Origin of the sequence: Nioella sp. MMSF_3534 (assembly GCF_030732985.1) — a bacterium.
GTDB lineage: Bacteria > Pseudomonadota > Alphaproteobacteria > Rhodobacterales > Rhodobacteraceae > Nioella.
This window is the reverse complement of sequence record NZ_JASHJX010000018.1, coordinates 1-24910: the sequence shown is the minus strand read 5'-3', so window position 1 is coordinate 24910 and position 24910 is coordinate 1. Positions and strand designations below refer to the sequence as shown.

At 65.2% G+C, this 24910-nt stretch carries 25 protein-coding genes; 7 read left to right on the top strand and 18 right to left on the bottom strand.

Features of this window, described 5'->3' with window-relative positions; all coding sequences use genetic code 11:
- Positions 1 to 11: 11 nt before the first annotated feature.
- The 4 genes from RBB16_RS09395 to aspS all read right to left on the bottom strand — a co-directional run bounded on the left by RBB16_RS09395 (position 12) and on the right by aspS (position 4332).
- Entirely contained in the window at positions 12 to 350 is a 339-nt protein-coding gene (locus RBB16_RS09395) for a hypothetical protein (RefSeq protein ID WP_306045918.1), read from the bottom strand.
- A complete protein-coding gene (locus tag RBB16_RS09390; protein WP_371931230.1) occupies positions 332 to 1060 on the bottom strand; it encodes a DUF1501 domain-containing protein in 729 nt (242 codons plus the stop codon). Before RBB16_RS09390 ends, RBB16_RS09395 begins: the two co-directional genes overlap by 19 nt.
- Before the next feature lie 4 nt (positions 1061 to 1064).
- Positions 1065 to 2426 carry a DUF1800 domain-containing protein gene (locus RBB16_RS09385; RefSeq protein WP_306045917.1) on the bottom strand — a complete coding sequence of 454 codons (1362 nt, stop codon included), beginning with the start codon at positions 2424 to 2426 and terminating at the stop codon, positions 1065 to 1067.
- A gap of 130 nt (positions 2427 to 2556) precedes the next feature.
- On the bottom strand, positions 2557 to 4332 hold the full coding sequence (gene aspS, locus RBB16_RS09380) for an aspartate--tRNA ligase (protein WP_306045916.1): 1776 nt from the start codon (positions 4330 to 4332) through the stop codon (positions 2557 to 2559).
- A gap of 198 nt (positions 4333 to 4530) precedes the next feature.
- Here aspS and RBB16_RS09375 point away from each other — a divergent pair, with 198 nt between their 5' ends.
- Entirely contained in the window at positions 4531 to 5727 is a 1197-nt protein-coding gene (locus RBB16_RS09375) for a cyclopropane-fatty-acyl-phospholipid synthase family protein (protein WP_306045915.1), read from the top strand.
- On the opposite strand, the gene RBB16_RS09370 is transcribed toward RBB16_RS09375, so the two are convergent.
- Positions 5712 to 6359, bottom strand: coding sequence for an aminotransferase class IV family protein (locus tag RBB16_RS09370; RefSeq protein ID WP_306045914.1), 648 nt, complete (start codon positions 6357 to 6359; stop codon positions 5712 to 5714). The two genes, RBB16_RS09375 and RBB16_RS09370, sit on opposite strands and share 16 nt — an antisense overlap.
- On the bottom strand, positions 6314 to 7444 hold the full coding sequence (locus tag RBB16_RS09365; RefSeq protein ID WP_306045913.1) for an aminodeoxychorismate synthase component I: 1131 nt from the start codon (positions 7442 to 7444) through the stop codon (positions 6314 to 6316). The genes RBB16_RS09370 and RBB16_RS09365 overlap by 46 nt, the downstream gene beginning before the upstream one ends.
- A gap of 198 nt (positions 7445 to 7642) precedes the next feature.
- Between RBB16_RS09365 and carB the strand changes: the two genes are divergently transcribed.
- Positions 7643 to 10984 (top strand): carbamoyl-phosphate synthase large subunit, encoded by a 3342-nt coding sequence (gene carB, locus RBB16_RS09360; protein ID WP_306045912.1) that lies wholly within the window; start codon positions 7643 to 7645, stop codon positions 10982 to 10984.
- A 53-nt stretch (positions 10985 to 11037) separates the two neighbouring features.
- On the opposite strand, the gene RBB16_RS09355 is transcribed toward carB, so the two are convergent.
- From RBB16_RS09355 to RBB16_RS09340, 4 genes are all read right to left on the bottom strand, one after another.
- Positions 11038 to 12048, bottom strand: coding sequence for a GGDEF domain-containing protein (locus tag RBB16_RS09355; RefSeq protein ID WP_306045911.1), 1011 nt, complete (start codon positions 12046 to 12048; stop codon positions 11038 to 11040).
- On the bottom strand, positions 12045 to 12632 hold the full coding sequence (locus RBB16_RS09350) for a heme NO-binding domain-containing protein (RefSeq protein ID WP_306045910.1): 588 nt from the start codon (positions 12630 to 12632) through the stop codon (positions 12045 to 12047). Before RBB16_RS09350 ends, RBB16_RS09355 begins: the two co-directional genes overlap by 4 nt.
- A gap of 98 nt (positions 12633 to 12730) precedes the next feature.
- Complete coding sequence (locus RBB16_RS09345) at positions 12731 to 14287, bottom strand: trimethylamine methyltransferase family protein (protein ID WP_306045909.1); 1557 nt, start codon at positions 14285 to 14287, stop codon at positions 12731 to 12733.
- A 92-nt stretch (positions 14288 to 14379) separates the two neighbouring features.
- The gene (locus RBB16_RS09340; RefSeq protein ID WP_306045908.1) at positions 14380 to 15099 is read right to left on the bottom strand and encodes an HAD family hydrolase; all 720 of its coding nucleotides are present in this window, start codon (positions 15097 to 15099) and stop codon (positions 14380 to 14382) included.
- A gap of 105 nt (positions 15100 to 15204) precedes the next feature.
- On the opposite strand from RBB16_RS09340, the gene RBB16_RS09335 reads away from it, so the two are divergent.
- Positions 15205 to 15654: a MarR family winged helix-turn-helix transcriptional regulator gene (locus RBB16_RS09335; RefSeq protein WP_306045907.1), complete on the top strand. Its 450-nt coding sequence runs from the start codon at positions 15205 to 15207 to the stop codon at positions 15652 to 15654.
- Positions 15655 to 15665: 11 nt separating this feature from the next.
- Here the strand turns inward: RBB16_RS09335 and RBB16_RS09330 are convergent, their stop codons facing one another.
- Complete coding sequence (locus RBB16_RS09330; RefSeq protein ID WP_071688541.1) at positions 15666 to 15944, bottom strand: DUF3572 domain-containing protein; 279 nt, start codon at positions 15942 to 15944, stop codon at positions 15666 to 15668.
- Between the two features lie 91 nt (positions 15945 to 16035).
- On the opposite strand from RBB16_RS09330, the gene RBB16_RS09325 reads away from it, so the two are divergent.
- Positions 16036 to 17403: a diguanylate cyclase gene (locus tag RBB16_RS09325; RefSeq protein WP_306045906.1), complete on the top strand. Its 1368-nt coding sequence runs from the start codon at positions 16036 to 16038 to the stop codon at positions 17401 to 17403.
- A gap of 327 nt (positions 17404 to 17730) precedes the next feature.
- Here the strand turns inward: RBB16_RS09325 and RBB16_RS09320 are convergent, their stop codons facing one another.
- The 4 genes from RBB16_RS09320 to RBB16_RS09305 form a co-directional block, all read right to left on the bottom strand.
- A complete protein-coding gene (locus tag RBB16_RS09320; protein WP_306045905.1) occupies positions 17731 to 18228 on the bottom strand; it encodes a periplasmic heavy metal sensor in 498 nt (165 codons plus the stop codon).
- 3 nt (positions 18229 to 18231) lie between these two features.
- Positions 18232 to 18579, bottom strand: coding sequence for a hypothetical protein (locus RBB16_RS09315; protein WP_306045904.1), 348 nt, complete (start codon positions 18577 to 18579; stop codon positions 18232 to 18234).
- Positions 18569 to 19153, bottom strand: a complete 585-nt coding sequence (locus tag RBB16_RS09310) for an RNA polymerase sigma factor (protein ID WP_306045903.1) — start codon at positions 19151 to 19153, stop codon at positions 18569 to 18571. Before RBB16_RS09310 ends, RBB16_RS09315 begins: the two co-directional genes overlap by 11 nt.
- A gap of 87 nt (positions 19154 to 19240) precedes the next feature.
- Positions 19241 to 19777, bottom strand: a complete 537-nt coding sequence (locus RBB16_RS09305) for an EF-hand domain-containing protein (protein ID WP_306045902.1) — start codon at positions 19775 to 19777, stop codon at positions 19241 to 19243.
- 128 nt (positions 19778 to 19905) lie between these two features.
- Here RBB16_RS09305 and RBB16_RS09300 point away from each other — a divergent pair, with 128 nt between their 5' ends.
- Entirely contained in the window at positions 19906 to 20328 is a 423-nt protein-coding gene (locus RBB16_RS09300) for a DUF983 domain-containing protein (protein WP_371931229.1), read from the top strand.
- Positions 20325 to 20993 (top strand): NUDIX hydrolase, encoded by a 669-nt coding sequence (locus RBB16_RS09295; protein ID WP_306045901.1) that lies wholly within the window; start codon positions 20325 to 20327, stop codon positions 20991 to 20993. Before RBB16_RS09300 ends, RBB16_RS09295 begins: the two co-directional genes overlap by 4 nt.
- 85 nt (positions 20994 to 21078) lie before the next feature.
- Here the strand turns inward: RBB16_RS09295 and RBB16_RS09290 are convergent, their stop codons facing one another.
- From RBB16_RS09290 to RBB16_RS09280, 3 genes are read right to left on the bottom strand one after another with little or no spacing between them, the layout of a single operon-like run.
- Positions 21079 to 22005 carry an AEC family transporter gene (locus RBB16_RS09290; RefSeq protein WP_306045900.1) on the bottom strand — a complete coding sequence of 309 codons (927 nt, stop codon included), beginning with the start codon at positions 22003 to 22005 and terminating at the stop codon, positions 21079 to 21081.
- A 3-nt stretch (positions 22006 to 22008) separates the two neighbouring features.
- The gene (locus tag RBB16_RS09285; protein ID WP_306045899.1) at positions 22009 to 22920 is read right to left on the bottom strand and encodes a DMT family transporter; all 912 of its coding nucleotides are present in this window, start codon (positions 22918 to 22920) and stop codon (positions 22009 to 22011) included.
- A 40-nt stretch (positions 22921 to 22960) separates the two neighbouring features.
- The gene (locus RBB16_RS09280; protein WP_306045898.1) at positions 22961 to 23842 is read right to left on the bottom strand and encodes a fatty acid desaturase; all 882 of its coding nucleotides are present in this window, start codon (positions 23840 to 23842) and stop codon (positions 22961 to 22963) included.
- A 112-nt stretch (positions 23843 to 23954) separates the two neighbouring features.
- On the opposite strand from RBB16_RS09280, the gene RBB16_RS09275 reads away from it, so the two are divergent.
- Complete coding sequence (locus RBB16_RS09275; protein ID WP_306045897.1) at positions 23955 to 24812, top strand: helix-turn-helix transcriptional regulator; 858 nt, start codon at positions 23955 to 23957, stop codon at positions 24810 to 24812.
- The last annotated feature ends 98 nt before the right edge of the window (positions 24813 to 24910 follow it).

The following is a 24910-nucleotide window of genomic DNA, read 5'->3' as shown; positions in this document are numbered from 1 at the left end:
TGATGCTGGCCCTACGGGGCCAGCCACACCCCATCCCAACGCACCACAGACCCACTTCCCTCAAGCCTCAACAGCGCCTGATACGCCCGGTTGTTCGCAGCCCTGCGGGTCAGTTCCGGCTTCTGTGCCAGTATCACCGCCCCGATCTGTCCTGTGGACTTAGGCCCGTCTCTGAGCGCGTCCAGCACCAGCTGCCGGGTTTCCCGGTTCCGGGCTGCGTTCTTAGGGTATCGGCTTGGCAGGGGCGGCTCAACGCCCCGCAGGGCCAGCAGATCGCGCGCCAGGGCGGCCTGTGCATCGTTCCGCCCGCATAGTGCCCTGAGCGCGTTGTCTATGGTCTTGTCCTGCATGGCAGCAGGGCAGCAAAATCAGACCGGCAGGGATTCACCTTTGTTGGTGCGTTTGATACATAAGGCCGGAACTCCGCATCCTCAAAGGCTTCCCGGAACAGCGGATCGTCATGGTACAGCATGCCCAACAGGTCCGCCGTCGCCGGCGTCAGCCCGAGCCGTGAGGCGGGCGACCACGCCACCGACGGCGCGGCCCCGCGCAGGATCAGCGCCTCTTCGCGGCCCACGGCCAGGGCCGTTTCCCGCGTGGCGCCGGGCAAGGTCTGCACCAGCCGGTTCAGCCAGCCATCCTCGTAGGACCGCCCGACGGTCTCGGCCCCGGTGCCCGCCTCCAGCAGATCCTGCCCGTCGAAATGGCTGCGCTGATTGCGATAGGGGGTGGAAACGGCATGGGCGAAGCCAAGCTCTCCGGCCTGCCAGAGCGGCATCAGGTCACCAAGACCGGGATGCAGCGCGAAGAACCCGTCGAGATCCTGCGCGCCCGCAGCGGGCCCAATGGCGAAATCGGGGCGGTAGCCGGAGAAATCCGGGTCGCCATAGGGCTGCACAAGGTCCAGCCCGTCCATCGCCCCGCGCAGGATGATCACCACCAGCCGGTTGTCGGTCGGGGCAGAGGCGAAGGCAATCGGGGTCATCAGCGGGCTGGCCGCCGCCGAACAGCCAATGGCCGAGGCGCGCAGCAGCAGGTCGCGGCGGGTCAGTCGGGACATCGGCTCAACTCCTCTGAAACGCGGGCGAGGCCAGCACCAGCCCGACGCCTTCGATCCGGCTTTCGGCGCGGGCGGCGGCCTGCAACAGGTCCGGCGGGGCGGCATCGCCAAGCGCATCGCGGGCAAAGGCGCGCGGGTCGGGCAATTGCGGGCGCAGCTCTGACGGGATGGTCATGCACCATGCAATGCGCGCGGCCAAGGTCTGCGGCCCGATCCATTCCGCGTCGTCGTCGAAATACCCGTCCGGGCCGGACGCGTTCTGCCAGCCCTGCCCCATGGCCGCCATCGGACGCGCCGCAAGGTTCCTGAGCCGGTGCAGCGGCGCGCGGATCAGCCCTTCCGGCGGCACCTCCAACGCGCGCAGGGCCGATGCGAGGAAGTGCAGCGGCTGTTTCACGCGCCCCGGCCCCAGCCTCATGGCGGCAGGATGGGTCAACAGGGTGGCCGTCACCGCCGCCAGATCGCCGCCAGTCTCCATCCAGACCGCCTGCATATCCGCCACCAGCCCCGGATCGGGCGTGTCGGACAGGAAGTGGTCGGCCAGTTTGCGGCTGACATGGGCGGCGGTCTCTGGCCTGATCGCCAGATCATGCAGCGCGGCGCGGATATCGGCGAGCCTGGCCTGACCGTCACCGCCATAGCTGTTGCCCATCACCGTCTCTGCCCCCGGTTCGGCATTGTTGGGCCGGAAAGCCATCGCGCCGTCCCGCGTGACGCCAAGCCCGGTCAGAAGTTCCGCCATCTGCCGCACATCGTCCTGGGTGTAGCCGCCATCCGCCCCGACCGTGTGCAGTTCCAGCAATTCCCGCGCAAGGTTCTCGTTGAGGCTCGCGCCGCGCCTCTGCCCGGTCAGGGAATTCGGCCCGTAAGAACGCTCCTGATCGAGATAGAGCACCATCACCGGATGCAGGATCGCGGCCTCCAGCATATCGCCGAACCGGCCCGCCACATGGGGGCGGATCTGTTCGTCGATATAGGCGGCAATGGCCCCGCGCATGAAGCCACGGCCGCCCACGGTGGTGAAGTGATCGGCCCAGAACCAGACCAGCCGTTCGCGCAGCCCATGCGGATCGGCCACGCCCCGGGCAAGGGTCACGGCCATCTGGTTCAGCACCTCGCGATTGAGCGCGTCGCGCATGTCGCGAAACGCCGCTTCCGCCGCATCGCTGTCATTTCGCGCGCGCTGAAGGCGGGTATACTCAATCCGAAAGGCCGCACGGGTCTCATAGCTGTCGAGCGGGAAAGCCGTGACCATCTGGTCAGGCTCTGACAGCGCGGCCAGCATCGCCTCGGGGGAGGCCGCCGGGAATTCTGGGCGCAGGCCGGTGCCAAAGCGGATCGTGGCAAAGGTGTTCGGGGAGGTCATGGGCAAAAGGCAAACGGGGTATCCATGCCCGAAAGATAGCCTGCTTCGCGCCCCCGCCAAAGCCCGGAATGCACAGATGCAAAAGGCCCGGCGGGGATATGCCGGGCCTTTCTGTCGCCAGGGGCGAAAATCAGTCCTGCGGGATGACGCGCAGGCCCAGTTCCATCAGCTGATCGGCCATCGGCTCTGACGGCGCGTTCATCATCAGGTCTTCGGCCCGCTGGTTCATCGGGAAGAGCATGACCTCGCGAATATTGGCCTCGTCGGCCAGCAGCATCACGATCCGGTCGATGCCCGCCGCGCAGCCACCATGCGGGGGCGCGCCATATTGGAACGCGTTGACCATGCCGCCGAAACGCTTGCGCACCTCATCCTCGCCATAGCCCGCCAGTTCGAACGCCTTGAACATGATTTCCGGCTTGTGGTTCCGGATCGCGCCGGACACCAGTTCATAGCCGTTGCAGGCAAGGTCATACTGGTAGCCGAGCACATCGAGCGGATTGCCGTCCAGCGCCTCCATCCCGCCCTGCGGCATGGAGAAGGGGTTGTGGCTGAAATCGACCTTGCCGGTTTCCTCGTCGGCCTCGTACATCGGGAAATCGACGATCCAGGCGAAGGCGAAACGGTTCTGTTCGGTGAGGCCCAACTCGTTGCCGATCACCACGCGGGCGCGACCCGCCACGCCCTCGAACGCCTCGGGCTTGCCGCCGAGGAAGAAGGCCGCGTCGCCCTTGCCGAGCTTGAGTTGCTGGCGAATGGCCTCGGTGCGTTCGGGACCAATGTTCTTGGCCAGCGGTCCGGCGGCTTCCATGCCGTCCTCGCCGTCACGCCAGAAGATGTAGCCCATGCCCGGCAGGCCCTGTTCCTGCGCGAACTTGTTCATCCGGTCACAGAACTTGCGGCTGCCGCCAGAGGGCGCGGGAATGGCGCGGATCTGGGTGCCGTCCTGTTCCAGGATCTTGGCGAAGATCGCAAAGCCGGAGCCCGCGAAATGCTCGGACACGTCCTGCATCTTGATCGGGTTGCGAAGGTCGGGCTTGTCGGTGCCATACCACAGCGCCGCGTCCTTGTAGGAAATCTGCGGCCAGTGCTTGTCGACCTTATGGCCACCGCCAAATTCCTCGAACACGCCTTCGATCACCGGCTGGATCGTGTTGAACACGTCCTCTTGAGTGACGAACGACATCTCCATGTCGAGCTGGTAGAAGTCGGTCGGGCTGCGGTCGGCGCGCGGGTCTTCGTCGCGGAAACAGGGCGCGATCTGGAAATACTTGTCGAAGCCCGAGACCATCAGCAGCTGCTTGAACTGCTGCGGGGCCTGCGGCAGCGCATAGAACTTGCCCGGATGCAGACGGCTCGGCACCAGGAAGTCGCGCGCGCCTTCGGGCGAAGAGGCCGTGATAATCGGCGTCTGGAACTCGTTGAAATCCTTGTCCCACATCCGCTGGCGGATGGACCGCACCACGTCCGAGCGCAGCTTCATGTTCTTCTGCATCTTCTCGCGCCGCAGGTCGAGGAAGCGGTAACGCAGGCGGGTTTCTTCCGGGTATTCCTGATCGCCGAAAACCATCAGCGGCAGTTCCTCGGACGCGCCCAGAACCTCCAGCCCGCGCACGAACACCTCAACCTCGCCCGTGGGGATCTTGGGGTTGATCAGTTCCGGGTGGCGGGCCTTCACCTCGCCGTCAATGCGGATGCACCATTCGGACCGCACCTTTTCCACGTCCTTGAACGCGGCGCTGTCGGGGTCTGCCAGCACCTGCGTCACGCCGAAATGGTCGCGCAGGTCGATGAACAGGATGCCGCCGTGGTCGCGCACCCGGTGGACCCAGCCCGACAGACGCACGGTCTGGCCCACGTTTTCCTTGGTCAGTTCGGCGCAGGTATGGCTGCGGAAAGCATGCATCACGGATGTCCCTTCGGGGGTGGAATTTCGACTGTGCCGATACACCTTCTGCGCGCCGGGAAGTCAAGGCCGACCCGGCGGTGCTTTGCCGGGCCTTGGGCTGTTTCGCGGCGAAATCTTCCCTTTTTCGCGGGATTTGGCAGAATACCCCCCGGATTGTGACACGCGCGACCTGATGAAACGGGGGTTTTGAGGGCGATGTGGGACAAGCTGTTAGACGGTATGCTGCGCGGCTTCATCAAGACCGGCGCATTGGAAATCACGCATCCTGATGGCAGGGTCAGCCGATACGAGGGCGGGCCGGGGCCTGCCGTCGGGCTGCGCTTTCACGATCAGGGCATCGCGCGGGGCATCCTGACCGCGCCTGATATGACCTTGGGCGAAGGCTTCATGGAGGGGCGCATCACCATTTACGGTGACGATCTGGATGGGCTGCACGCGCTGCTGGCGATGAATGTGGCGCAGTCGGGCGATCTGTGGTGGCGCAGGGCAATCCAGACCACGCGGCTGGCCCGGCGCAGGCTGGACCAATGGAACCCGGCCAGCAAGGCGCAAGCCAATGTGGCGCATCACTATGATTTGTCGGCAGCGCTTTATGACCTCTTTCTGGATGAGGACCGGCAATACTCCTGCGCCTATTTTGCCCGCCCAGATATGTCACTGGAGGAGGCACAGGCCGCCAAGAAGGCGCATATCGCCAAGAAACTGTGCCTTGAACCGGGGATGCGGGTGTTCGAGATCGGCTCGGGCTGGGGCGGGATGGCGTTGACCCTGGCACAGGATTACGGCGTCGAGGTTCTGGGCGTGACGCTCTCGATCGAGCAGCTGGACTGGTCCCGCGCGCGGGCCGAAGCGGCGGGGATGGCCGACAAGGTCCGGTTCGAGCTGAGGGATTACCGCGCCGTTACCGGACAGTTCGACAGGATCGTGTCCGTGGGCATGTTCGAACATGTGGGCGTGCCCCATTACCGCGCCTATTTCGACACGGTGCGCGACCGGCTGGCCCCGGATGGCATCGCGCTGATCCACACGATCGGGCGGGCCACACCGCCGGGCAGCACCAGCCCGTGGATCACCAAGTATATCTTCCCCGGCGGCTATGTTCCCGCCCTGTCGGAAATGTCGGCGGCGGTGGAAAAATCAGGGCTCTACCCCACGGATGTGGAGGTCTGGAGGCTGCACTACGCGGAAACCCTGCGCCACTGGTATGACCGGTTCATGGCCCGCGCGGAGGAGGCCGAGCGGCTCTATGATGCGCGCTTCGTGCGGATGTGGCGGTACTATCTCAAGGCCAGCGAAATGTCCTTCCGCCATGCGAAGCAATGCGTCTTCCAGATGCAGCTGGCCCGCCAGCAAGACGCGGTGCCCCTGACGCGGGACTATATGAGCAGCTGAGCCGCGATCTCTCCGCGCAGGGAATTGCCGAGGGATATCGCGCGGGCGCGGCGCAACATATCGAGGGTGACGGGGGCTTCTTCCAGACCGCCGTTTGATAGCAGGTCTTCACGCAGAATACCCGGCAACAGCCCGGAAGACAGAGGCGGCGTGATCCGGTGACCGTCCTTTAACGTCACGAAGATATTGGTGATCGTCCCTTCACAGACCTCGCCGCGCTCATTGAGGAAGAGAAGCTCATCCACACCCTCCGGCAACTCCGCCCGCGCCTGATCATACAGCGCCCGGTTCGTGGTCTTGTGCATCAGCCAGGGGTCATCCGAGCGCAGCCGTTCCGGGTGGATTGCCACGCGCCACGCCCGGTCCGGGGAAGGCGGCAAGGGCACAGCGGCAAACTCCAGATCCCCGGCGGCCCCAAGCGTAAGACGACAGCGCATGGCCTCCTGCCCGGCGAGCCCCGCGACCCGTTCCCGCGCCGCGTCCTCATGGAAGGGAAAGCCAAGCGTCCCGGCACTACGCGCCAGTCGGGCAAGGTGCCGGTCGAGCCGCCTTGCCCCCTCGCCCGGCCACCAGCCGAAGGTTTCGATCAGGCGGGTTCCGGCTGGTACCGGCTCAGGAAACGGGCTTTCCACAGCGCCTCCTCGTATTCCGATTGAGCGGTCGAATCCCAGACCACGCCGCCACCCACATTCAGCACCGCATGGCCCGTCTTGTCGCGGATGAGCGTGCGGATCGCAACGCTGAACTCAGACCGCCCATCCGGCGCGGCCCACCCAATGGCACCGCAATAAATGTCACGCGGCCACGGCTCCAGCTCGCGGATCACCTCCATCGCGCGAATCTTGGGCGCGCCGGTCACCGACCCGCAGGGATGCAGGGCGCGCAGAATCTCCGACAGCCCCATCCCGTCGCGCAGCTGCCCCTCGATCAGCGACACCATCTGGTGCACGGTCGCATAGCTTTCGACGGTGAACAGTTCCGGCACCTTGACGCTGCCCGCCACGCAAACCCGGCTGATATCGTTTCTCAGCAGGTCCACGATCATCAGGTTTTCCGCGAGGTTCTTTTCGTCAGTCGTCAAAAACTCCCGCCGCGCCGCGTCCTCCGCCGGATCGGCAGACCGGGGCTGCGTTCCCTTCATGGGACGCGTCTGGATGCGGCCCGTACCGTCCGTGCGGAAGAACAGCTCTGGCGAGCGGCTGAGGATATCGGGGCCATCCATCTGCTCGATCAGCGCGCCATGGCCGACGGGCTGCCCGTCGCTCAACCCCTCGTAAAGCGAGGCGGCGGAATATCCGGCAAGGTCGAGATCAATCGGGAAGGTCAGATTCGCCTGATACAGATCCCCCGCGCCGATCAGCCCATGCAGCCGGTCGAAGGCCTGTGCATAACGCGAAGCGCTCCAGCGGGGGGCGATGTTTCGCGGGCGCAGAACCGTGCGCGACCCCGATGTTGCAGGCTCCGGCCGGTCATAAACGCCGAAACACAGCAACGGCATCTTGCGGGCCTCCGGCATCAGCGGCGCGAGCCTCGGGTCCAGAGCATATCCCAGTTCATAGCTGGCATATCCCGCCAGCCATGCCCCGCCCGCGCGGGCGATCTCCATCTCCTGCAGCGCCCCGGCCACGTCATCTGCATCCCGCGCAATGATCAACGCGCGGGGGGATTCGAACTTTCTGCGCCCAGACCCGGGTCCGTGATCGAAGGTGATGCGCATGTCTGATGTCGACTCGTGGCTTGATTCCGCTTGCACCCCAGATAGGTGCAAATGCCACCGACGGACACCCCCGGACGCGACAGATTGAGATTCATTCCAGACCCCCCTTGCGCGCGGGCGCTCCATCCCTATAACGCAGGACAATTTGCGCGGGGGGGCATCCCCTCGTCGCCCACGCCTGCTGCCCGGGGACACGCCATGCCGAAGAGAACCGATATCCAGTCCATCATGATCATCGGAGCGGGGCCCATCGTGATCGGCCAGGCCTGCGAGTTCGACTATTCCGGGGCCCAGGCCTGCAAGGCGCTGCGCGAAGAGGGCTATCGCGTCATCCTGGTCAACTCGAACCCGGCCACGATCATGACGGATCCCGGTCTTGCCGACGCCACCTATATCGAGCCGATCACGCCCGAGGTGGTGGCCAAGATCATCGAAAAGGAACGCCCCGACGCGCTGCTGCCCACCATGGGCGGACAGACCGGCCTGAACACCTCGCTGGCGCTGGAAGAGATGGGCGTGCTGGACAAGTTCGGTGTCGAGATGATCGGCGCCAAGCGCGGCGCCATCGAAATGGCAGAGGACCGCAAGCTGTTCCGCGAGGCGATGGACCGGATCGGGCTGGAGAACCCCAAGGCCACGATTATCACCGCCCCCAAGAAGGCCAATGGCAGCGCCGATCTGGATGCGGGCGTGCAGATGGCCCTGGACGAGCTGGAAGAGATCGGCCTGCCCGCCATCATCCGCCCTGCCTTTACCCTTGGCGGCACCGGCGGCGGCGTCGCCTATAACCGCGAGGATTACATCCACTACTGCCGCACCGGCATGGATGCCTCTCCCGTCAACCAGATCCTCGTCGATGAAAGCCTGCTTGGCTGGAAGGAATACGAGATGGAGGTGGTGCGCGACACCGCCGACAACGCCATTATCGTCTGTTCCATCGAAAACGTGGACCCGATGGGGGTGCATACCGGCGATTCCATCACCGTGGCGCCTGCGCTGACGCTGACCGACAAGGAATACCAGATCATGCGCAACGGCAGTATCGCCGTCCTGCGCGAGATCGGGGTCGAGACCGGCGGGTCCAACGTGCAATGGGCGGTGAACCCCGCCGACGGGCGCATGGTGGTGATCGAGATGAACCCGCGCGTGTCGCGGTCCTCGGCGCTGGCCTCCAAGGCCACCGGCTTCCCGATTGCCAAGATCGCCGCGAAACTGGCCGTGGGCTATACGCTGGATGAACTGGACAACGACATCACCAAAGTCACGCCGGCCAGCTTCGAGCCGACCATCGACTATGTCGTCACCAAGATCCCGCGTTTTGCCTTCGAGAAATTCCCCGGCTCGCAGCCCTACCTGACCACCGCGATGAAATCGGTGGGTGAGGCCATGTCCATCGGGCGCAGCTTCCACGAATCCGTGCAGAAGGCGCTGGCTTCGATGGAAACCGGCCTGACCGGCTTCGACGAGATCGCCATCCCCGGCGCGCCCGACAAGGCGGCGGTGTCCAAGGCCCTGTCGGAACAGACCCCGGACAGGCTGCGCGTTATCGCCCAGGCCATGCGCCATGGCTTCTCGGATGACGAAATCCAGGCGATCACGTCCTTCGACCCGTGGTTCCTCGCCCGTATCCGCGAGATCGTCGACGCCGAAGAGGTAATCCGCCGCGACGGCCTGCCGGTGACCGAAGAGGGCCTGCGCCGGGTCAAGATGATGGGCTTCACCGATGCCCGACTGGCCAAGCTGACGGGCCGGGACGAAGACAACGTCCGCCGCGCCCGCGTGAACCTTGGCGTGACCGCGCAATTCAAGCGGATCGACACTTGCGCCGCGGAATTCGAAGCGCAGACGCCTTACATGTATTCAACATATGAACACAGCGTCATGGGTGAAGCAGAATGTGAAGCACGTCCCACAAGTGCCAGAAAAGTCGTGATTTTGGGTGGTGGCCCCAACCGGATCGGCCAAGGCATCGAATTTGACTATTGCTGCTGCCACGCCTGTTTCGCGCTGACCGAGGCGGGTTATGAAACCATCATGGTCAACTGCAACCCCGAGACCGTGTCGACCGACTATGACACCTCGGATCGCCTCTATTTCGAGCCGCTGACTTTTGAGCATGTGATGGAGATCCTGCGCGTCGAGCAGGAGGCCGGGACGCTTCATGGCGTCATCGTGCAGTTCGGCGGCCAGACGCCCCTGAAACTCGCCAATGCGCTGGAAGAGGCTGGCATCCCGATCCTCGGCACCTCGCCCGACGCCATCGACCTGGCCGAAGACCGCGAGCGGTTCCAGGATCTCGTGAACCGGCTTGGGCTGAAGCAGCCCCATAACGGCATCGCCTCGACCGATGAGCAGGCGCTGGCCATCGCGGAAGAGATCGGCTTCCCGCTGGTGATCCGCCCCTCCTACGTTCTGGGTGGCCGCGCCATGGAAATCGTGCGCGACATGGACCAGTTGCGCCGCTACATCAACGAGGCCGTGGTCGTGTCGGGCGACAGCCCGGTGCTGCTCGACAGCTATCTCGACGGTGCCACCGAACTGGACGTGGACGCGCTTTGCGATGGCAAAGAGGTGCACATCGCGGGCATCATGCAACACATCGAGGAGGCCGGTGTGCATTCCGGCGACTCCGCCTGTTCGCTGCCGCCCTATTCGCTGCCAGCCGATGTGCTGGACGTCATCAAGGAACAGGCCCACGCGTTGGCGCTGGCGCTGAATGTCGTCGGCCTCATGAACGTCCAGTTCGCGGTGAAGGATGGAGAGGTCTACCTGATCGAAGTGAACCCGCGCGCCAGCCGCACGGTGCCCTTCGTGGCCAAGGCCACAGACAGCGCCATCGCCTCAATCGCCGCGCGGTTGATGGCGGGCGAACCTCTGGCGACCTTCCCGATGCGCGCGCCCTACCCGGAAAACGCCAAGCCCGGCACCCTGCCAGAGGCCGATCCGATGACGCTCGCCGATCCGATGATGCCCTGGTATTCGGTGAAAGAGGCGGTGTTGCCCTTCGCCCGCTTCCCCGGCGTCGACACGATCCTTGGCCCCGAAATGCGCTCGACCGGCGAGGTCATGGGCTGGGACGTGTCCTTCCCCCGCGCCTTCCTGAAGGCGCAGCTCGGCGCGGGCACGGTTCTGCCCTCCGAAGGCCGTGTGTTCCTGTCGATCAAGGATGCCGACAAGGGCGCCCTGATGCTGGAAGCCGCGCAGATCCTGATCGATCTGGGCTTTACCCTGGTTGCGACCCGCGGCAGCGCAAGCTGGCTGGAAGGCCACGGGCTGGCCTGCGAGACGGTAAACAAGGTCTATGAGGGCCGTCCGAATATCGTCGATCTGCTGAAGGATGGCGAGATTCACCTGGTCATGAATACGACCGAAGGCGCGCAGGCGGTGGAAGACAGCCGCGAGATCCGCTCGGTCGCGCTTTATGACAAGATCCCCTATTTCACCACCGCCGCCGGAGCCCATGCCGCCGCTCTGGCCATGCGCGCGGCGCGCGAGGGCGATCTGAACGTGCAAAGCCTTCAGGCCAGCCCCGCCGCCTGATCTCTATTCGTCTTCAAAAGATAACGGCCCGTGCCTGTCCGGTGCGGGCCGTTTCAATTGGGCCGGAGCGGGGCCAGAAGATCCTCCGAATAGAGCGTATGCTGTGCCCGCCCCCGGTTCTTGGAGGCATAGAGCGCGACATCGGCATCATTCAGCATCCGGTCCGGTGTCGGGTGATCATAGCGCGAGGCAAGGACCGAACCGGCACTGGCCGAGATGCGGCAAGGCTGGCCGTCGAAGATCGTCGGTTCCTCCAGCCGCGAAATCAGCCGCGCGCCGATGGCCTCCAACAGGTCGGGGTCATCGCAATCGCGGAAAAGCAGCACGAACTCATCGCCGCCGACCCGCGCCACGATATCGCCGCCGCGGATTTCCGAGCGCAGGATATCGGCCACATGGGTCAGCACATGGTCGCCCGCCGCGTGGCCGAGGCTGTCATTCACCTCCTTGAAGAAATCAAGGTCCAGATGCATCAGCCCGAAACGCGGCACCGGCACCTCTGTCAGCGCCAACAGGGCCGCATCCATCGCCCTCCGGTTGGCCAGCCCTGTCAGCGTATCGGTCAGGGCCTGCTGTTCCGCGGCCTGCCTGGCGCGTTGCAGCCGTTCGGTCAGCTTGCGGGACTCGCGGGCGATGGCGGCATTGGCCTCTCGCAGGTAGAGCAGGTCGACCGTTTGATCACACGGAGAAAAATCCTTCAGCGTCAATCCGCAATCATCCACGGCCTTGGCGAAGGACAACCCGAGCGACAGTTGGATCAGCCCACCCACACCCGCGGGCAACCCCACCACGATGCCGCGGAATTGCAGATCGGGCCGACAGCGCAGGCACAGGGTCAGTCGTGCGCCTTGCAGGGATAGCAGCGCCTCCAGCGTTCGGGCGGATCGGGGGCGATGCAGGTCGATGACATCAAACAGCGGCTGCCCCCGCAGATCCCGTGCAGCAATCCGGGACAGGGTCGGGCCGACCCGGTTGATCAGCCCCGACGGGCCGACCCAGAGATGCATGGGCATCAGCTGGTCCAGCGCGGTCCCCGACAGTCCGATGACCCGATCCTGGATCATGCCACCCGTCCCCCAAGGGTAAAGCTGCGCCCGGAGGCGAAGGACTGATCGACAAGGTCGATCACCACGCGTTCCTCGCCATCTTCGCCCTCTTCCGCCTCGAAGAAGGCCAGCGCGCCGTAGTCGTCGGCCATCGCCCGCAACGCCCCGAGAAACACCGACCCCGCCCCGGGCAACCCCCATCGGACCGACAGGACGAAACGGTTATGACTGTCATGCTGGATCGTCAGGTCGGGCATATCCAGATCGGGCAGCGCTAGCCGTGCCCGACCCGAAAGATCATCCAGCGATTGCAGGAAGTCGAAGAAAGAGTCGCCGCCAAAGCGCATCAGGCGGCGCAGGCCTTCCTGGTTGGGATGCGACAGAAGGTAAGTGCCCAGATCCTCCAGCAGGGTGCAACGGTCCTTGTGCAGCACGGCAGAGGCCGCGACGATCACTTCACCGGTCAGGCGATCCTCGTAATGCAGCATGGATTCGAACCCGCCCGCCGGCAGTCCCGCCTGGCTCAACACTTCGTCCCAGGTCACCTCTCCATAGGTGTCGATCAAAAACCCCTGCAGGGCACGGTTCACAAGACCATGCATTCTCAGGCTCCCTTCAACTGCCGCTCAGGTCTAGACCCAAGAGGTTAAGAAGCCGTTACAGGGGGCCCTCCCGCTCCGTGGTCGGGAAAGCCATGATCTCAGAAATCGGTCGGCGCGCCGCCCTCGGCAATCCGGCGATCCACGAAGGCCCGCAATTCCTCCTTCACCGCCTCATCCATGGCCGGCGCCTCGAATTCCGCGATGATCTTCTTGTAGATCTTGTTGGCCCGCTCCGCCGTCCAGGTGCCGCCATCCGCTTCCCAGGCCTCATAGTTGCGCCAGTCGCTGGCGAAGGGCGAATAGAACGCGGTCTGATAGCGGTCCTGCGTGTGCTGCACGCCGAAGTAATGCCCGCCCGGCCCCACTTCGCGGATCGCGTCGATGGCGATATCCTCGTCCGCCGTCGCCCATAGCTGCGGCTCGAAATAGCGCTGGATCATCTGCAAAACCTCGCAATCCATCACGAATTTCTCGGGGCTGGCAATCAGCCCGCCCTCCAGCCAGCCCGCCGCGTGGTAGACCATGTTCGTGCCCGACTGCACCGCCGACCACAGTGAATGGCAGGTTTCCCACATCGCCTGACCGTCGGGCACGTTGGCCGCACAGACGCCGCTGGCGCGCATCGGCAGCCCGTAGAACCGCGCCATCTGCCCGGTCATCTGGGTCGCGCGCATATATTCCGGGGTGCCAAAGGCGGGCGCGCCCGATTTCATGTCCACGTTCGAGGTAAACGTGCCGATCGCCACCGGGCATCCCGGCGCGATGAATTGCAGCAGCGCAATCGCGGCGAGGCCTTCCGCCAGGCTCAGCGTCACCGCACCCGAGAGCGTCACGGGGGCCATGGCACCGGCCAGCGTGAAGGGCGTCACCACCACGCCCTGCCCCGCCTCGGCCAGGATCATCGCACCTTCCAGCATCGGGAAGTCATGTTTCAGGGGCGAGACAGAGTTGATGTTGGTGTACATATGCGGCGTGGCGCGGAACTCTTCCTCGGTCAGCCCGCCCGCGATGCGCACCATTTCCATCACGTCCTCGACCCGCTCCCGCCCGAGCGAATAGGCATGGGCCACCTTGTCGGTGAGTGTCAGCTTTTCATAGAGGCATTCCAGATGCCGGACCGAGGCGTGCACATCCACCGGCTCGGGCGCATAGCCGCCCGCGAAATGGATACAGTTGAAATACTGGGTAAGCTTCAGAAATTCCTTGTAGGTCTCGAAATCCCCGGATCTCTTGCCGCGATCCATATCCCAGGCATTGGGCGGCGAGGAGACATTTCCAAAGACAATGTGATTGCCACCGATAATCAGTTTCCGGTCGGGATTGCGCGGGGTGATCGAGAAGTGGTCGGGCGCGCGCGCCACCATTTCCATCACGAAATCCTCGTCCATCTTCACGTTTTCGCCCACGACCTTGCAACCGGCACGGGCAAGATGGTCGCGTGCGACCGGGTTCAGGAACTCGATCCCGATCTCCGACAATATCCGCATGGCACCCTTGTGGATCGCCTGAACCCCCTCCGGGGGCATCGGTTCGGTCGGGCGGTCGGGGTTGACCGGCAGACGCCAGGGCATCTGGTCGATGGCGGCATGTCCGGCACGGTCTGCGTGGCCGCGGCGTCCGCCGGCTCGGCGGCGGCGGGGGGCGTCTTCGGTCATCGGGGCTCTCCAATCCTGTTGGCCCCAAATTGGCGTAGCGCCCGCCCGCACAGTTTTCAGATAGCGACGGATTCCGATTCCGTTTGCGTCGTTTACGACGCCAGGTCGGTCGGCCTGAGGCGATTGTCGGGGTCCAGCAACCCTTCGAGGCCACCGATATCGGGCAGAACGTAATCCGCATGCGGCGCCAGAACCTCGGCCCCGGCCACCCCGGTCAGCACCCCGAGCGTGCGCATTCCCGCCGCGCGGCCCGCATGCAGATCGTGCAGACTGTCCCCGACCATCAGCACCTCGGCCGGCGACAGGCCAAGTGCCTTGGCAAATGCAAGGCACATGCCCGGCCCCGGCTTTGCACCATGACCGCTATCGGCGCCGCTGATGAAATCGAACCGGTCGAGCACATCTGACGCCGCAAGATGGGCCCGCGCGGTGACTTCTGTGTCATTGGTGGCCACGCCCACCTTCAACCCTCGCGCCTTCAGCGCGTCCAGGAACGGGGCCAGAGGGACCGCCTCGCTCTGCGGGGCCTCGGCGGCGGCAAGGGCGATCCTCATCTTCAGCTCGGCCCTGCTGACACCCGGCAGCTCCGGTTCCAGCGCCGACACGATGTCATCGTCGGTCCCGGCAATCACGCAGCTGTCTTCGCGAAATCGCCCCGCATGCCAGTCAAAGCCCAGAACAGCCCCCAAATGGGCGGCGCGGGTCTCGTCCCCAGAGGCCGCATCGCGCAGGAATGTCATTGCCCAGGCCGACCAACTGACCTGGAAATCGAACAGGGTTCCATCTTTGTCGAATAGGATTGCCGAAATCATTGAATTCCTCCCTCAGTAGTGAAATACTGCATGACGGAATAGCAATTGCCACCATGAAGTGTCTTGGATTTGGCCGGACACTCTGTTTTTTTGTCTGGGGCTTTCATGGACGGACAGCGATTGAAATACGGGTTGCACGATAGCATCGGCTTTCACGCGTCATTTGCGGCGCGCCTTGTGGAACGCAGGGTCGAAGACGGGCTGAGGCGTTTCGGCCTGACGCGGGTTGGCTGGTGCATCCTTCTGGCCGTTGCGGAAGAGGGGTTGAAGAACCCCTCTGACATCGCGGCCTTTGTCGGGATCGACCGCACCGCCACATCCCGCGCCCTTCGCGCGCTGGAAACCGAGGGGCTGATCACCCGTGCCATCGGCAAGGAAGACCGCCGCATGACCGAGGTCAGCATGACCGACGCAGGGTATGACCGGATGATCCAGGCGGTTCCGATCTGCTCCGAGAACATGAACCACTTCAACGCCAAGCTCACCGTCGAGGAACGCAGCGAGTTGAAGCGCCTGCTGGCCAAGCTTTGTGCCGGCGAAGGCGGAAGCGACTGACCGCCGGTCTCTCAGGTCCAGTTGGGCAAATCTCCGCCGGGTAACCTCTGGCGGACCTGATAGAGCGTTTCGTAAGGCACCCCCAGGTGATCGCAGACCGCGATCACCCAGGCATCGTCCATCAGCAGGAAATCAAGGACCGATGCCAGGAATGCCGGGTCTTGTGCGCCTGCACGCAGATCATCGGCCGAGACTCCGCTGGCCCCCTGGAACACAGGCAGCAGGTCATCGTTCCCCACCAGCCAGCCGAGCGCCAAAAGCGCAACTTCTTCTGCCCGAGTTGCATTCATATGCCCGCGAATCCCTCTCGTTAAAGGCTTTGTTAACCTTTCGGGAGCATGGATGAAGAAAGCCCCGAGATAAACAGTGGCGGAGCATAGGATGACTGGGCGCATACTGGTTGTGGACGATGTGGCCACCAATCGCATCGTGATGAAGGTCAAGCTGGCGGCGGCCTGCTATTCCGTGCTGCAAGCCGATTGCGGGCAGGCCGCGCTGCGCCTTGCGAAATCGGAACAGCCGGACCTCATCCTGCTGGACGTGATGATGCCCGACATCAGCGGGGTCAGCGTCTGCGAACAGCTCAAGTCCGATCCCGAAACCGCCGATATCCCCGTGATCCTCGTGACAGCGCTGGCCGACCGTGACAGCAAGATGCAGGGGCTTTTGCACGGCGCCGATGACTTCCTGTCGAAACCGGTCGACGAGGTCACGCTGCTGGCCCGAGTCCGGTCGTTGCTGCGCGCCCATGAAATCCAGCGCGAACTGCGCCTGCGAGAGGACTCCTATGCCGGGCTCGGCTTTGCGGAACCCGCCCCGGCCTATGAAACGCCGGGCAAGGTGGCGCTGGTCGCCCCCGACGCGGTCACCGGCCTGGCCTGGAAGCGCGCCCTGGCCCCCCGGCTGAGCGAACATCTGATCGTGATGCCGCGCGAACGGGTGCTTCAGGCCCGCGACACCGGCAGCGCCCCGGATGTCTTCGTCATCGCCGCTGACCTCACCATGCGCAATGAGGGGCTGCGCCTTCTCTCCGACCTGCGCTCGCGCCCCGCGACGCGCCATGCCGCGGCCCTGACCGTCCTGCCCCGCAATGACAGCGAACGCGGGGCCGTGGCGCTGGATCTCGGCGCAGGCGACATCCTCTACGATCCCATCGACCCCGAGGAACTGGCCGTCCGCATCCAGACCCAGTTGCGCCGCAAGCGCCAGTCCGACCGGCTGCGCGCCACCGTCGAGGCAGGTCTGGAACTGGCCGTGACCGACAGCCTCACCGGCCTGCACAACCGCCGTTTTGCACTCAAACGTCTCGACCGGATGTTGCAGGAGCCGGGCCGCGGGGTCGCGGTGATGATGCTCGATCTCGATCACTTCAAGGCGGTGAATGACCGCCATGGCCACGCGGCGGGCGATGCGGTGCTGTCATCGGTGGCCAAGCGCCTGCGCGCGGTGCTGCGCCCGCAGGATCTTCTGGCCCGCCTCGGCGGAGAGGAATTCCTCGTGGCCCTGCAGGACACCGACGCCGCCACGGCCCTGCACTGCGCCGAACGGCTGCGCGAGGCCATCGGTGGCAGCCCGATCAGCATTGACGGCCCGGCCCGCGCGATTGCCGTCACGATGAGCGTCGGACTGACCATCACCGAGCAATCCGGCGACCCGGCGGAACAGCTGATCCGGAAGGCCGACATGGCGCTCTACGGGTCCAAATCGGATGGCCGAAATCTCGTGACGCTCTCGGCCTCGGCGGCCTGACGCGGATCGGGGCAATCAGGTTGCACAGGGCGTCGCCTGAGGCAGTCGCCCGAAGAAAGGGTTCGCAGTCAGGCAAGGCTCCCGGTCGCCACAGCGCCGAAAGCGGTCGTCGAACGGGTCGGACAAGACGCCCCCCCCCCTTTCATCTTGGCAAAAATACCTCCGCCGGAGGCGTCCCACGCTCACACACGCATGGCCAGCACCCCCTGCAGAGCCGACCGTGCCACCTGTCCGTGGCAACGCGTCCCGTCGAGGCCTCCGGCGCAAGCCGGGGGTTGAGACGGGACGCTACCGGGTCGACGCCGGCAGGCGGCGAAACGGCAGGGGTTACCGGCGATCGTTGCGATGACGGTCAAGCGACTGGCGCAATCGGGCGGCAAATTCGGCCCGTGCGGCAGGTGACATCCGTTCCAGCTGCTCCATCAGCGCCCCATGTCCCCGCTCCTGCAGCCCGCGCACGTGGTCGCGCTGCTGCGCCAGTGCCGCTGCGGTGGCCTCGCGGTCGAACGGATCGGCCTCCACCGCCGTCACGAAGGCGAGCGTCGCGGCCAAAAGCGCCTCGCGCTCCGCCCGCAGCTGCGCCCGGTCCTGACCCACGCGGGCCACGATCTGGCTGCGGTCCTCCCGCTCCAGTGCCCGGCCAAGCGGCCCCAGCCCGAGCGTGCGTACAAGATCCATCCGGTCGCGGATCGACCCGTCGGGCCGCCCGTTCAACAGGGCCCCGCCAATCGCGCCCAGGATCAGCAGGTTGACCGCAAGGCTCAGCCCCAGGGCAATCTTGACCCCCCGGCGCGTGCGCGGCTTGGCTTGGGTGGGTTCCGTCATCTCCTATCCCCCTTCGCCGGGCAGCAGATAGGCCAGCCCCGGCATCAGATCGTCCTGCGTCACCAGCCCCAGTTCGGACAATTGCCCGCCCAGGACAGTGTCAACGGTGTCCGGCGCGTAGAACCCGATCAGAAGTCCCGCCGTGGTGGCGGCCACCAGGCCCCCTGCGCCGAACCAGCCGCCGATCCCGGACACCAGGCCCGACATCCAGCCGCCGCCCGAAGGCGCGGTTCGCGTCGCCGCCTCGGCCTGCACGGCCGCCGCGTCGGCCAGCACCCGGGCCACCAGATCGTCGCCCGGCGCCTCGGCCTTGCGGGCCGCCGCAAAGAGATCGTCCAGCTCATGTGTCATAGCCTAGGGCCTCCTTCTGTCCGGCCAGCGCCTGAGCCAGCGCGCGTTTGCCGCGCGCGGTCAGGCTTTCGACGGCCTCGACGCTGATCTCCAGCGCGTCGGCGATTTCAGGGTTCGCAAGCCCCTCGATATGGCGCAGCACCACCGCCTGTCGCTGCCGCTCCGGCAGCCGGGCCAGCGCTGCATCCAAAGCCGCCATGCGGCCGGCCTGCACCATTTGTTCCTCGGCACCGGGCCGATCATCCTCGGGCTCGGCGCTTTCGTCCAGCCCCACGGCACGTCCCGACCGGCGCAACCGGTCCACGGTCAGGTTCGCCACCACCTTGTAGAGCCATGTCGAGGGCTTGGCGCCCCCGGACTGCCAGTTTGCCGCCGCGCGCCAGAGCCGCAGCATCGCCTCCTGCGCCACATCCTCGGCCTCGGCCCGGTCGCCCAGAACCCGGGCGGCATGGCTCAGGGCCCGGGGCAGCAGGCGGGCGGTCAGAATTCGGGCCGCTGCCGGTTCGCCATTGGCAAACAGCACCATCAGGGCATCGTCCTGAAGCTGGTCCAGATCGGCATCCAACGGCTCCATTCTCCTGTCGTAGCCCGCCTGCGCAGTTGGGGAAAGAGCGACCGGGGGGAGAGGCCGCTCTTTCCCGTGTCGTGATCGGTTGCGCGATCAGCCCTCGTCGGACTGACCCCACCGCCAACCGTGGCCCTCGCCGCCACCATGGCGCCCCTGGCCACCCATGCCGCCACGGCGCTGCATCATGTTGGCCGCCGCGGTCTCGAATTCCTCGGCACTCACCACGCCGTCACCGTCTTCATCCATGCGGCTGAACAGACGCTCCGGACCGGGGGCGCGGGGGCGCATGTCGTCCAGTTCATTGGCGCTCAACATGCCGTCCTCGTTGTCATCGAAGCGCTCCATCCGGCGGTCGATCGAGGCTTCCACCCGGCCCATGGCCGCGGCGATCATCTCGTCCCGGCTGAGGTTGCCATCGCCATCGGTGTCGGCTTCTGCGAAGCGGGCCTCGCGATGCGCCAGCATTTCCTCCAGCGTCAGTTCGCCATTGCCATCGGCATCGAGCTCGGTGAAGCTCGGGCGTTCCATGTCACCGCCGCGTCCGCCCGGCCCCATGGCCGCCACGGGAAGGGCCAGCGCAAGGCCAACGGGAATGAGAACGCTCAGCATCAGGGCTTTCTTGGTCGACATCTGCAATCTCCTTTTTCATGCCTGTCTGACCTTTCAACGGGGCAGCCCAAGGTTTCCGTCGCAAAAAGTTTCACAGCCAGTTTGCCGCGCCCCGGTGGGGTTTAGATTGTTGCGCGGCAGGATTAGATATGGAACCAATCCAAGGAACCGCGCATGAGGAGGCCGCCATGGCCACGGAAACGATCACCGCCGAGTTGGAAGAGCGCCCTTTCTGGCCCGCCGTCCGCAAGGGCTGGCGCAAGCGCTGCCCGCAATGCGGCGAAGGCCGGGTGTTGCGCGGCTACCTGAAGCTCAATGACAGCTGCGACTGCTGCGGTCTGGACCTGACCAAGACCCGCGCCGATGATGGCCCCGCCTATCTGACCATCCTGATCGTGGGCCATCTGATGGTGGCGGGCATGCTCCACGTCTATATGGCCTACCGTCCCAGCCCGATGGAGATGCTGGCAATCTTCGGCTTTGGCACCGTGGCGCTGTCGCTCTTCCTGCTGCCGCGCTTCAAGGGGGTGTTCGTGGGCATCCAGTGGGCGAAGAGGATGCACGGGCTGTGACCGAGACGCCGATCCGCGATGCTGCCACCATCATCATGGTGCGTGACGCCGACACGCGCCCGCGCGTGTTGATGGGGCAGCGCGGACAGAGCGCGGTGTTCATGCCATCGAAATTCGTCTTTCCCGGCGGCGCGGTGGATGCGGTGGATGCGGAAATTCCGGTCGCCAACCCGGCGGGGGCGGAGTGTTTGCGGCGGCTGGCCAATCAAAGCACGACCGCGCCCGAGGCTCTGCTGAATGCCGCCACCCGCGAGCTGTGGGAAGAAACCGGGCTGCTTCTGGGGGCCGAAGACCCGCGCGCGGGACAGATCGCGGCGCCCCGGGGCTGGCGTGGATACCTGCGGACCGGACATTTGCCCGATGGCAATGCGCTGAGCTTCGTCTTCCGGGCCATCACCCCGCCGGGCCGCCCGCGCCGGTTCGATGCGCGGTTCTTCCTGGCCGAGGCCGAGAAGCTAGCCAATGACCCGGACGATTTCGGCAAGGCCGAGGATGAGCTGAGCCACCTGCAATGGGTGCCGCTGGACGAGGTGCGCAAGTTCGACATGCCGTTCATCACCGAGGTGGTGCTGGCCGAAACGAGCGCCATCCTGAACGGCACCGACCAGCCGGGTGTGCCGTTCTTCAACAATCTCGACGAAATCAGCCGGTTCGAACGGTTGTGAGGGGGGAAGCGGCTTGCAAGCCGCTTGAAACGCGCTTCGAACCGCGTTCAAAAGGGCCTTCGAAGGCCCTTCCCCGCGCCCGGCCTCAGAGGAAGAGCCACTCCCCTATCGCGATCCAGATCGGCATGGCGGCAAAGCTCAGAAGCGTCTGCACGGTGATCATCGCGGCCATCAGCGGCGCATCGCCCCCCAGTTGCCGCGCCAGCGTATAGGCCGCCACCCCCGTCGGCAGCGCCCCGTAGATCAGCAAAACCTGCGCCTGCAACGGCTCTACCCCGAGCGCCATGGCAATGGCCAGCACCACGGCGGGGAACACCACCAGCTTGCCCACGGCCGACAGTGCAATCGGCAGCGCATCGCCCGACAGCCCGCGCAGCTTCAGGTTCGCCCCCACGCAAAGCAGCATGATCGGCAGCGCCGCCGCCCCGAGCACCGACAGCGTGTCATGCAGCACCGGCAGCCCGCCAAGCCCGGCCCAGTTGGCCAGCAGCCCCGCGAGGATCGACAGGATCAGCGGATTGGTCGCCAGCCCCTTCAGCGCCGACAGAACAGGCCGCGCGCCCGGCCGCGGCACGTAAAGAGCAAAGAGACTCACCACCGTCAGGTTCACCACCGGCACCAGCGCCGCCGCCGCCAGCACCGCGATCTGCAAGGCAGGCGCGCCGTAAAGCGCCTCGGCCACCGCCAGCGCAATGAAGGTGTTGAACCGCCCCACCCCCTGCAAAAGCGACGTCACCACCGCCCCGTCGCGCCGGATCAGCCAGCCCACGAAAACGCCATATCCAATCGCCGCGAAGAAGGCCGCATAGAGCACGGTGGCCAGCGTCGCCAAGGTCTCGCCCGACAGCTCCGCCGTGGAAATCCGCACGTAGAACAGGGCGGGCATCAGCAGGAAATAGACCAGCCGGTCATTGAGGTTCCAGAACTCCGCCGACGGGATTCCGCCCCGGCGCAGCACGTAACCCAGGCAGATCAGTACGAAGACCGGCGCGATGCTGAGAACGATATCCATAGGTCAGAACGCCCCCCAGATGATCAGCAACAGGCTCAGCACGATCAGTGCCGCGCCGCCAAGTTCCTTTGCCGACGACCGCTCCTTCAGCCAGAAGATCGAGAACAGGAAGGTGAACAGCAGCTCCACCTGCCCCACGGCCTTCACATAGGCCGCGCTTTGCAGGGTGAAGGCGGTGAACCAGCCAAGCGACCCGAGCATCGAGGTGAGCCCAACCAGCCCCGACACCCGCCAGCTGGACAGAACCCGCCCGATCTCTTCCCGCTCGCGCCAGTAGAGCCACGCGCCAAGCGCAAGGGCCTGCACCATCGTCGCCGCCGACAGGGTGAAGGACGCGCGCAGGAAGACGGACCCATCGGCCAGGGCAAGGGACGCGCCCCGATAGCCCACGGCCGAGACGCTGAACAGCAGCCCGGACAGCAGGCCATAACCCGACGCCACGTTGAAGAGCCGTGCCCGCCACGGCAGCGCCACGTCCCCCTTGGGCGGGTCCGACAGCAAAACCACGCCCGCAAAGCCGAACCCGATGGCCACGACGACCGGCAGGGACACCGCTTCGCCCAGAACCACCAGCCCGACCAGCGCGGTCAGGATGACCTCGGTCTTCTTCAGGGTGATGCCGACCGCGAAATTGCGCCGCGCGAACAGGGCCACCACGCACATGGTCGCCACGATCTGCGCCAGACCACCCGACAGGATGAAGGCCCAGAACCGCAGGTTGGTGGCGGGCAGATCCTGCCCCGTGGCGGAGGAAACCGCCAGCACGATCACCAGAACCATCGGTGCGGAATAGAGAAACCGCGCCCATGTCGCGCCCGCGGTGGACAGGCTCGTGACCTTCAGATGCCGTTGCAGCAGGAACCGCAGGTTCTGCATGAAGGCAGCAAGGATCGTGACGGGTATCCAGAGGGGCATGTCGCTTCATGCGCCCACCCCCTCGGCTTGGCAAGTCGATTCAGTCGCGCGGCCACAGCGGATGCGGCACCGGATCCTTGGCGCGCAGGAAATGCCGACGGAAGATCTGCCCATAGCTGCGATAGCGATAGCCATCGTTGCGGGTCAGGTACTTGTCCCGATTGGCGAAATAGAGCCCCGGCAGCCGATACCAGGGCGTGCGCGGATGCATATGGTGCACGACGTGGAAATTGTTGTTGAGGAAGAGGAAGGCCAGCAGTCCCCGATCTTCGACGATCACCGTGCGCCCTCGCACCTTCTCATGGGCCTGATGTTCCAGGAAGGTGCGGATCTTGAGCACCGCAAGCCCCGCGTAGCAGGCCAGCAGATAGGCCCAGACCGGCACCACGGACAGGCTGACGATCCACAGGATCAAGGCCATCATCGCCCCATGCCCCAGCCATGACATCAGCACCCGCCGGTTGCCCGCCCGGATCTGCCGCAGGTCGCCCGCCATGAAGGTCACCTGTCCGATCAGCGGCCCCAGCACCATCCGGCCGAGCAGCGTGTTGTTGGCCCGCAGCAGCGCCCGCACCGGTCCTGCCAGCCGTCCCCAGACCGCAGGGTCCAGATAGTTGCTTTCGGGGTCGTCATAGGGATCGGTCAGGGTGCTGTCCAAATGATGCGACAGGTGGGTATCGCGGAAACGGCCATAGGGAATGGCAAGGTTCAGCGAGGCATAGACCAGCGCCGCCCCCCATCTGCGCCCCGGAAACGGGTGGCCATGAATGACCTCGTGCTGAAGAGAGCTTTGCAGGGCAATGGACAGGATCAGCGCCAGAAAGGCCAGCGGCATCCAGATCGCAGAGAGCCAGAACAGCCCCGCCACCCAAACCGCATAACATGCCAATATCAGCCCAAGCGTCGGCCATTCGACCCGCATCATCGTCCCCTTCACTCTTTGGTGCTTGCCTCAACCTCCTATCAGGGCTTGCTTTTTCAAGGCAGTCAGGGAATTCTCCACAATAATTCAACATTGCTGAAAATATCCAACAATGCGCTCAATTATCAACAAACTGGATCGCGCCGCCCTGTTCCGAACCCGCCTGGCCGAGGCGATGGAACAGACAGGCACCAGCCGCGCAGCCCTGGCACGATCCGCGGGCGTGGACAGATCGACCGTGACGCAATTGCTGTCGGAAGCGGATGCACGCATGCCCGGCGGTCATCTCGTGGCAGCCTGCGCCGAGACGCTCTCGGTCTCGACCGACTGGCTTCTGGGCCTGTCCGACCGCCCCGAGGCCAGCGCAGACCTGCTCACCGCCACCCTGACCGAGGCCGAACGGGCCACCTCCGCCGATGACCAGATCTTTGCCTGGCACCAGGAGGCAGCAGGCTACAAGATCCGCCATGTGCCCGCCACCCTGCCCGACATGCTCAAGACCCGCGCGGTGATGGAATGGGAATATGCCGGCACGATGAACCGCAGCCCCGGTCAGGCCATCGCCGTGGCCGAGGCGCGGCTGGACTGGATGCGCGCATCGGAAAGCGACTACGAGATTGCCCTGCCGCTGCACGAGATGCGCAGCTTTGCCGAAGGAACCGGCTATTACACGGACCTTCCCGCCGGGGTCCGCCGCGAACAGATCGACTGGATCCTCTCGGTCCATGATCAGCTCTACCCGACACTGCGGCTGTTCCTCTACGACGCGGCAAGGGTCTATTCCGCACCGATCACCATCTTCGGCCCGAAACTCGCCGCGATCTATCTTGGCCGCTACTACGTGGCGTTCCGGGACCGCGACCGGGTGCGCGCCCTGACCCGCCATTTCGACTGGCTGGTGCGCGAGGCAAGCCATACGGCCCGCGACCTGACCCCGGTGCTGTCAGACCTCCGAGACCGCATGACCTGACAGTTCATCTTGGTCAAAATACCTCGGGGGAGTCGCCTGCAAGGCGACGGGGGCAGAGCCCCCACAAACACGCGTGCAAGCGCGGTCCCGGGCGACCC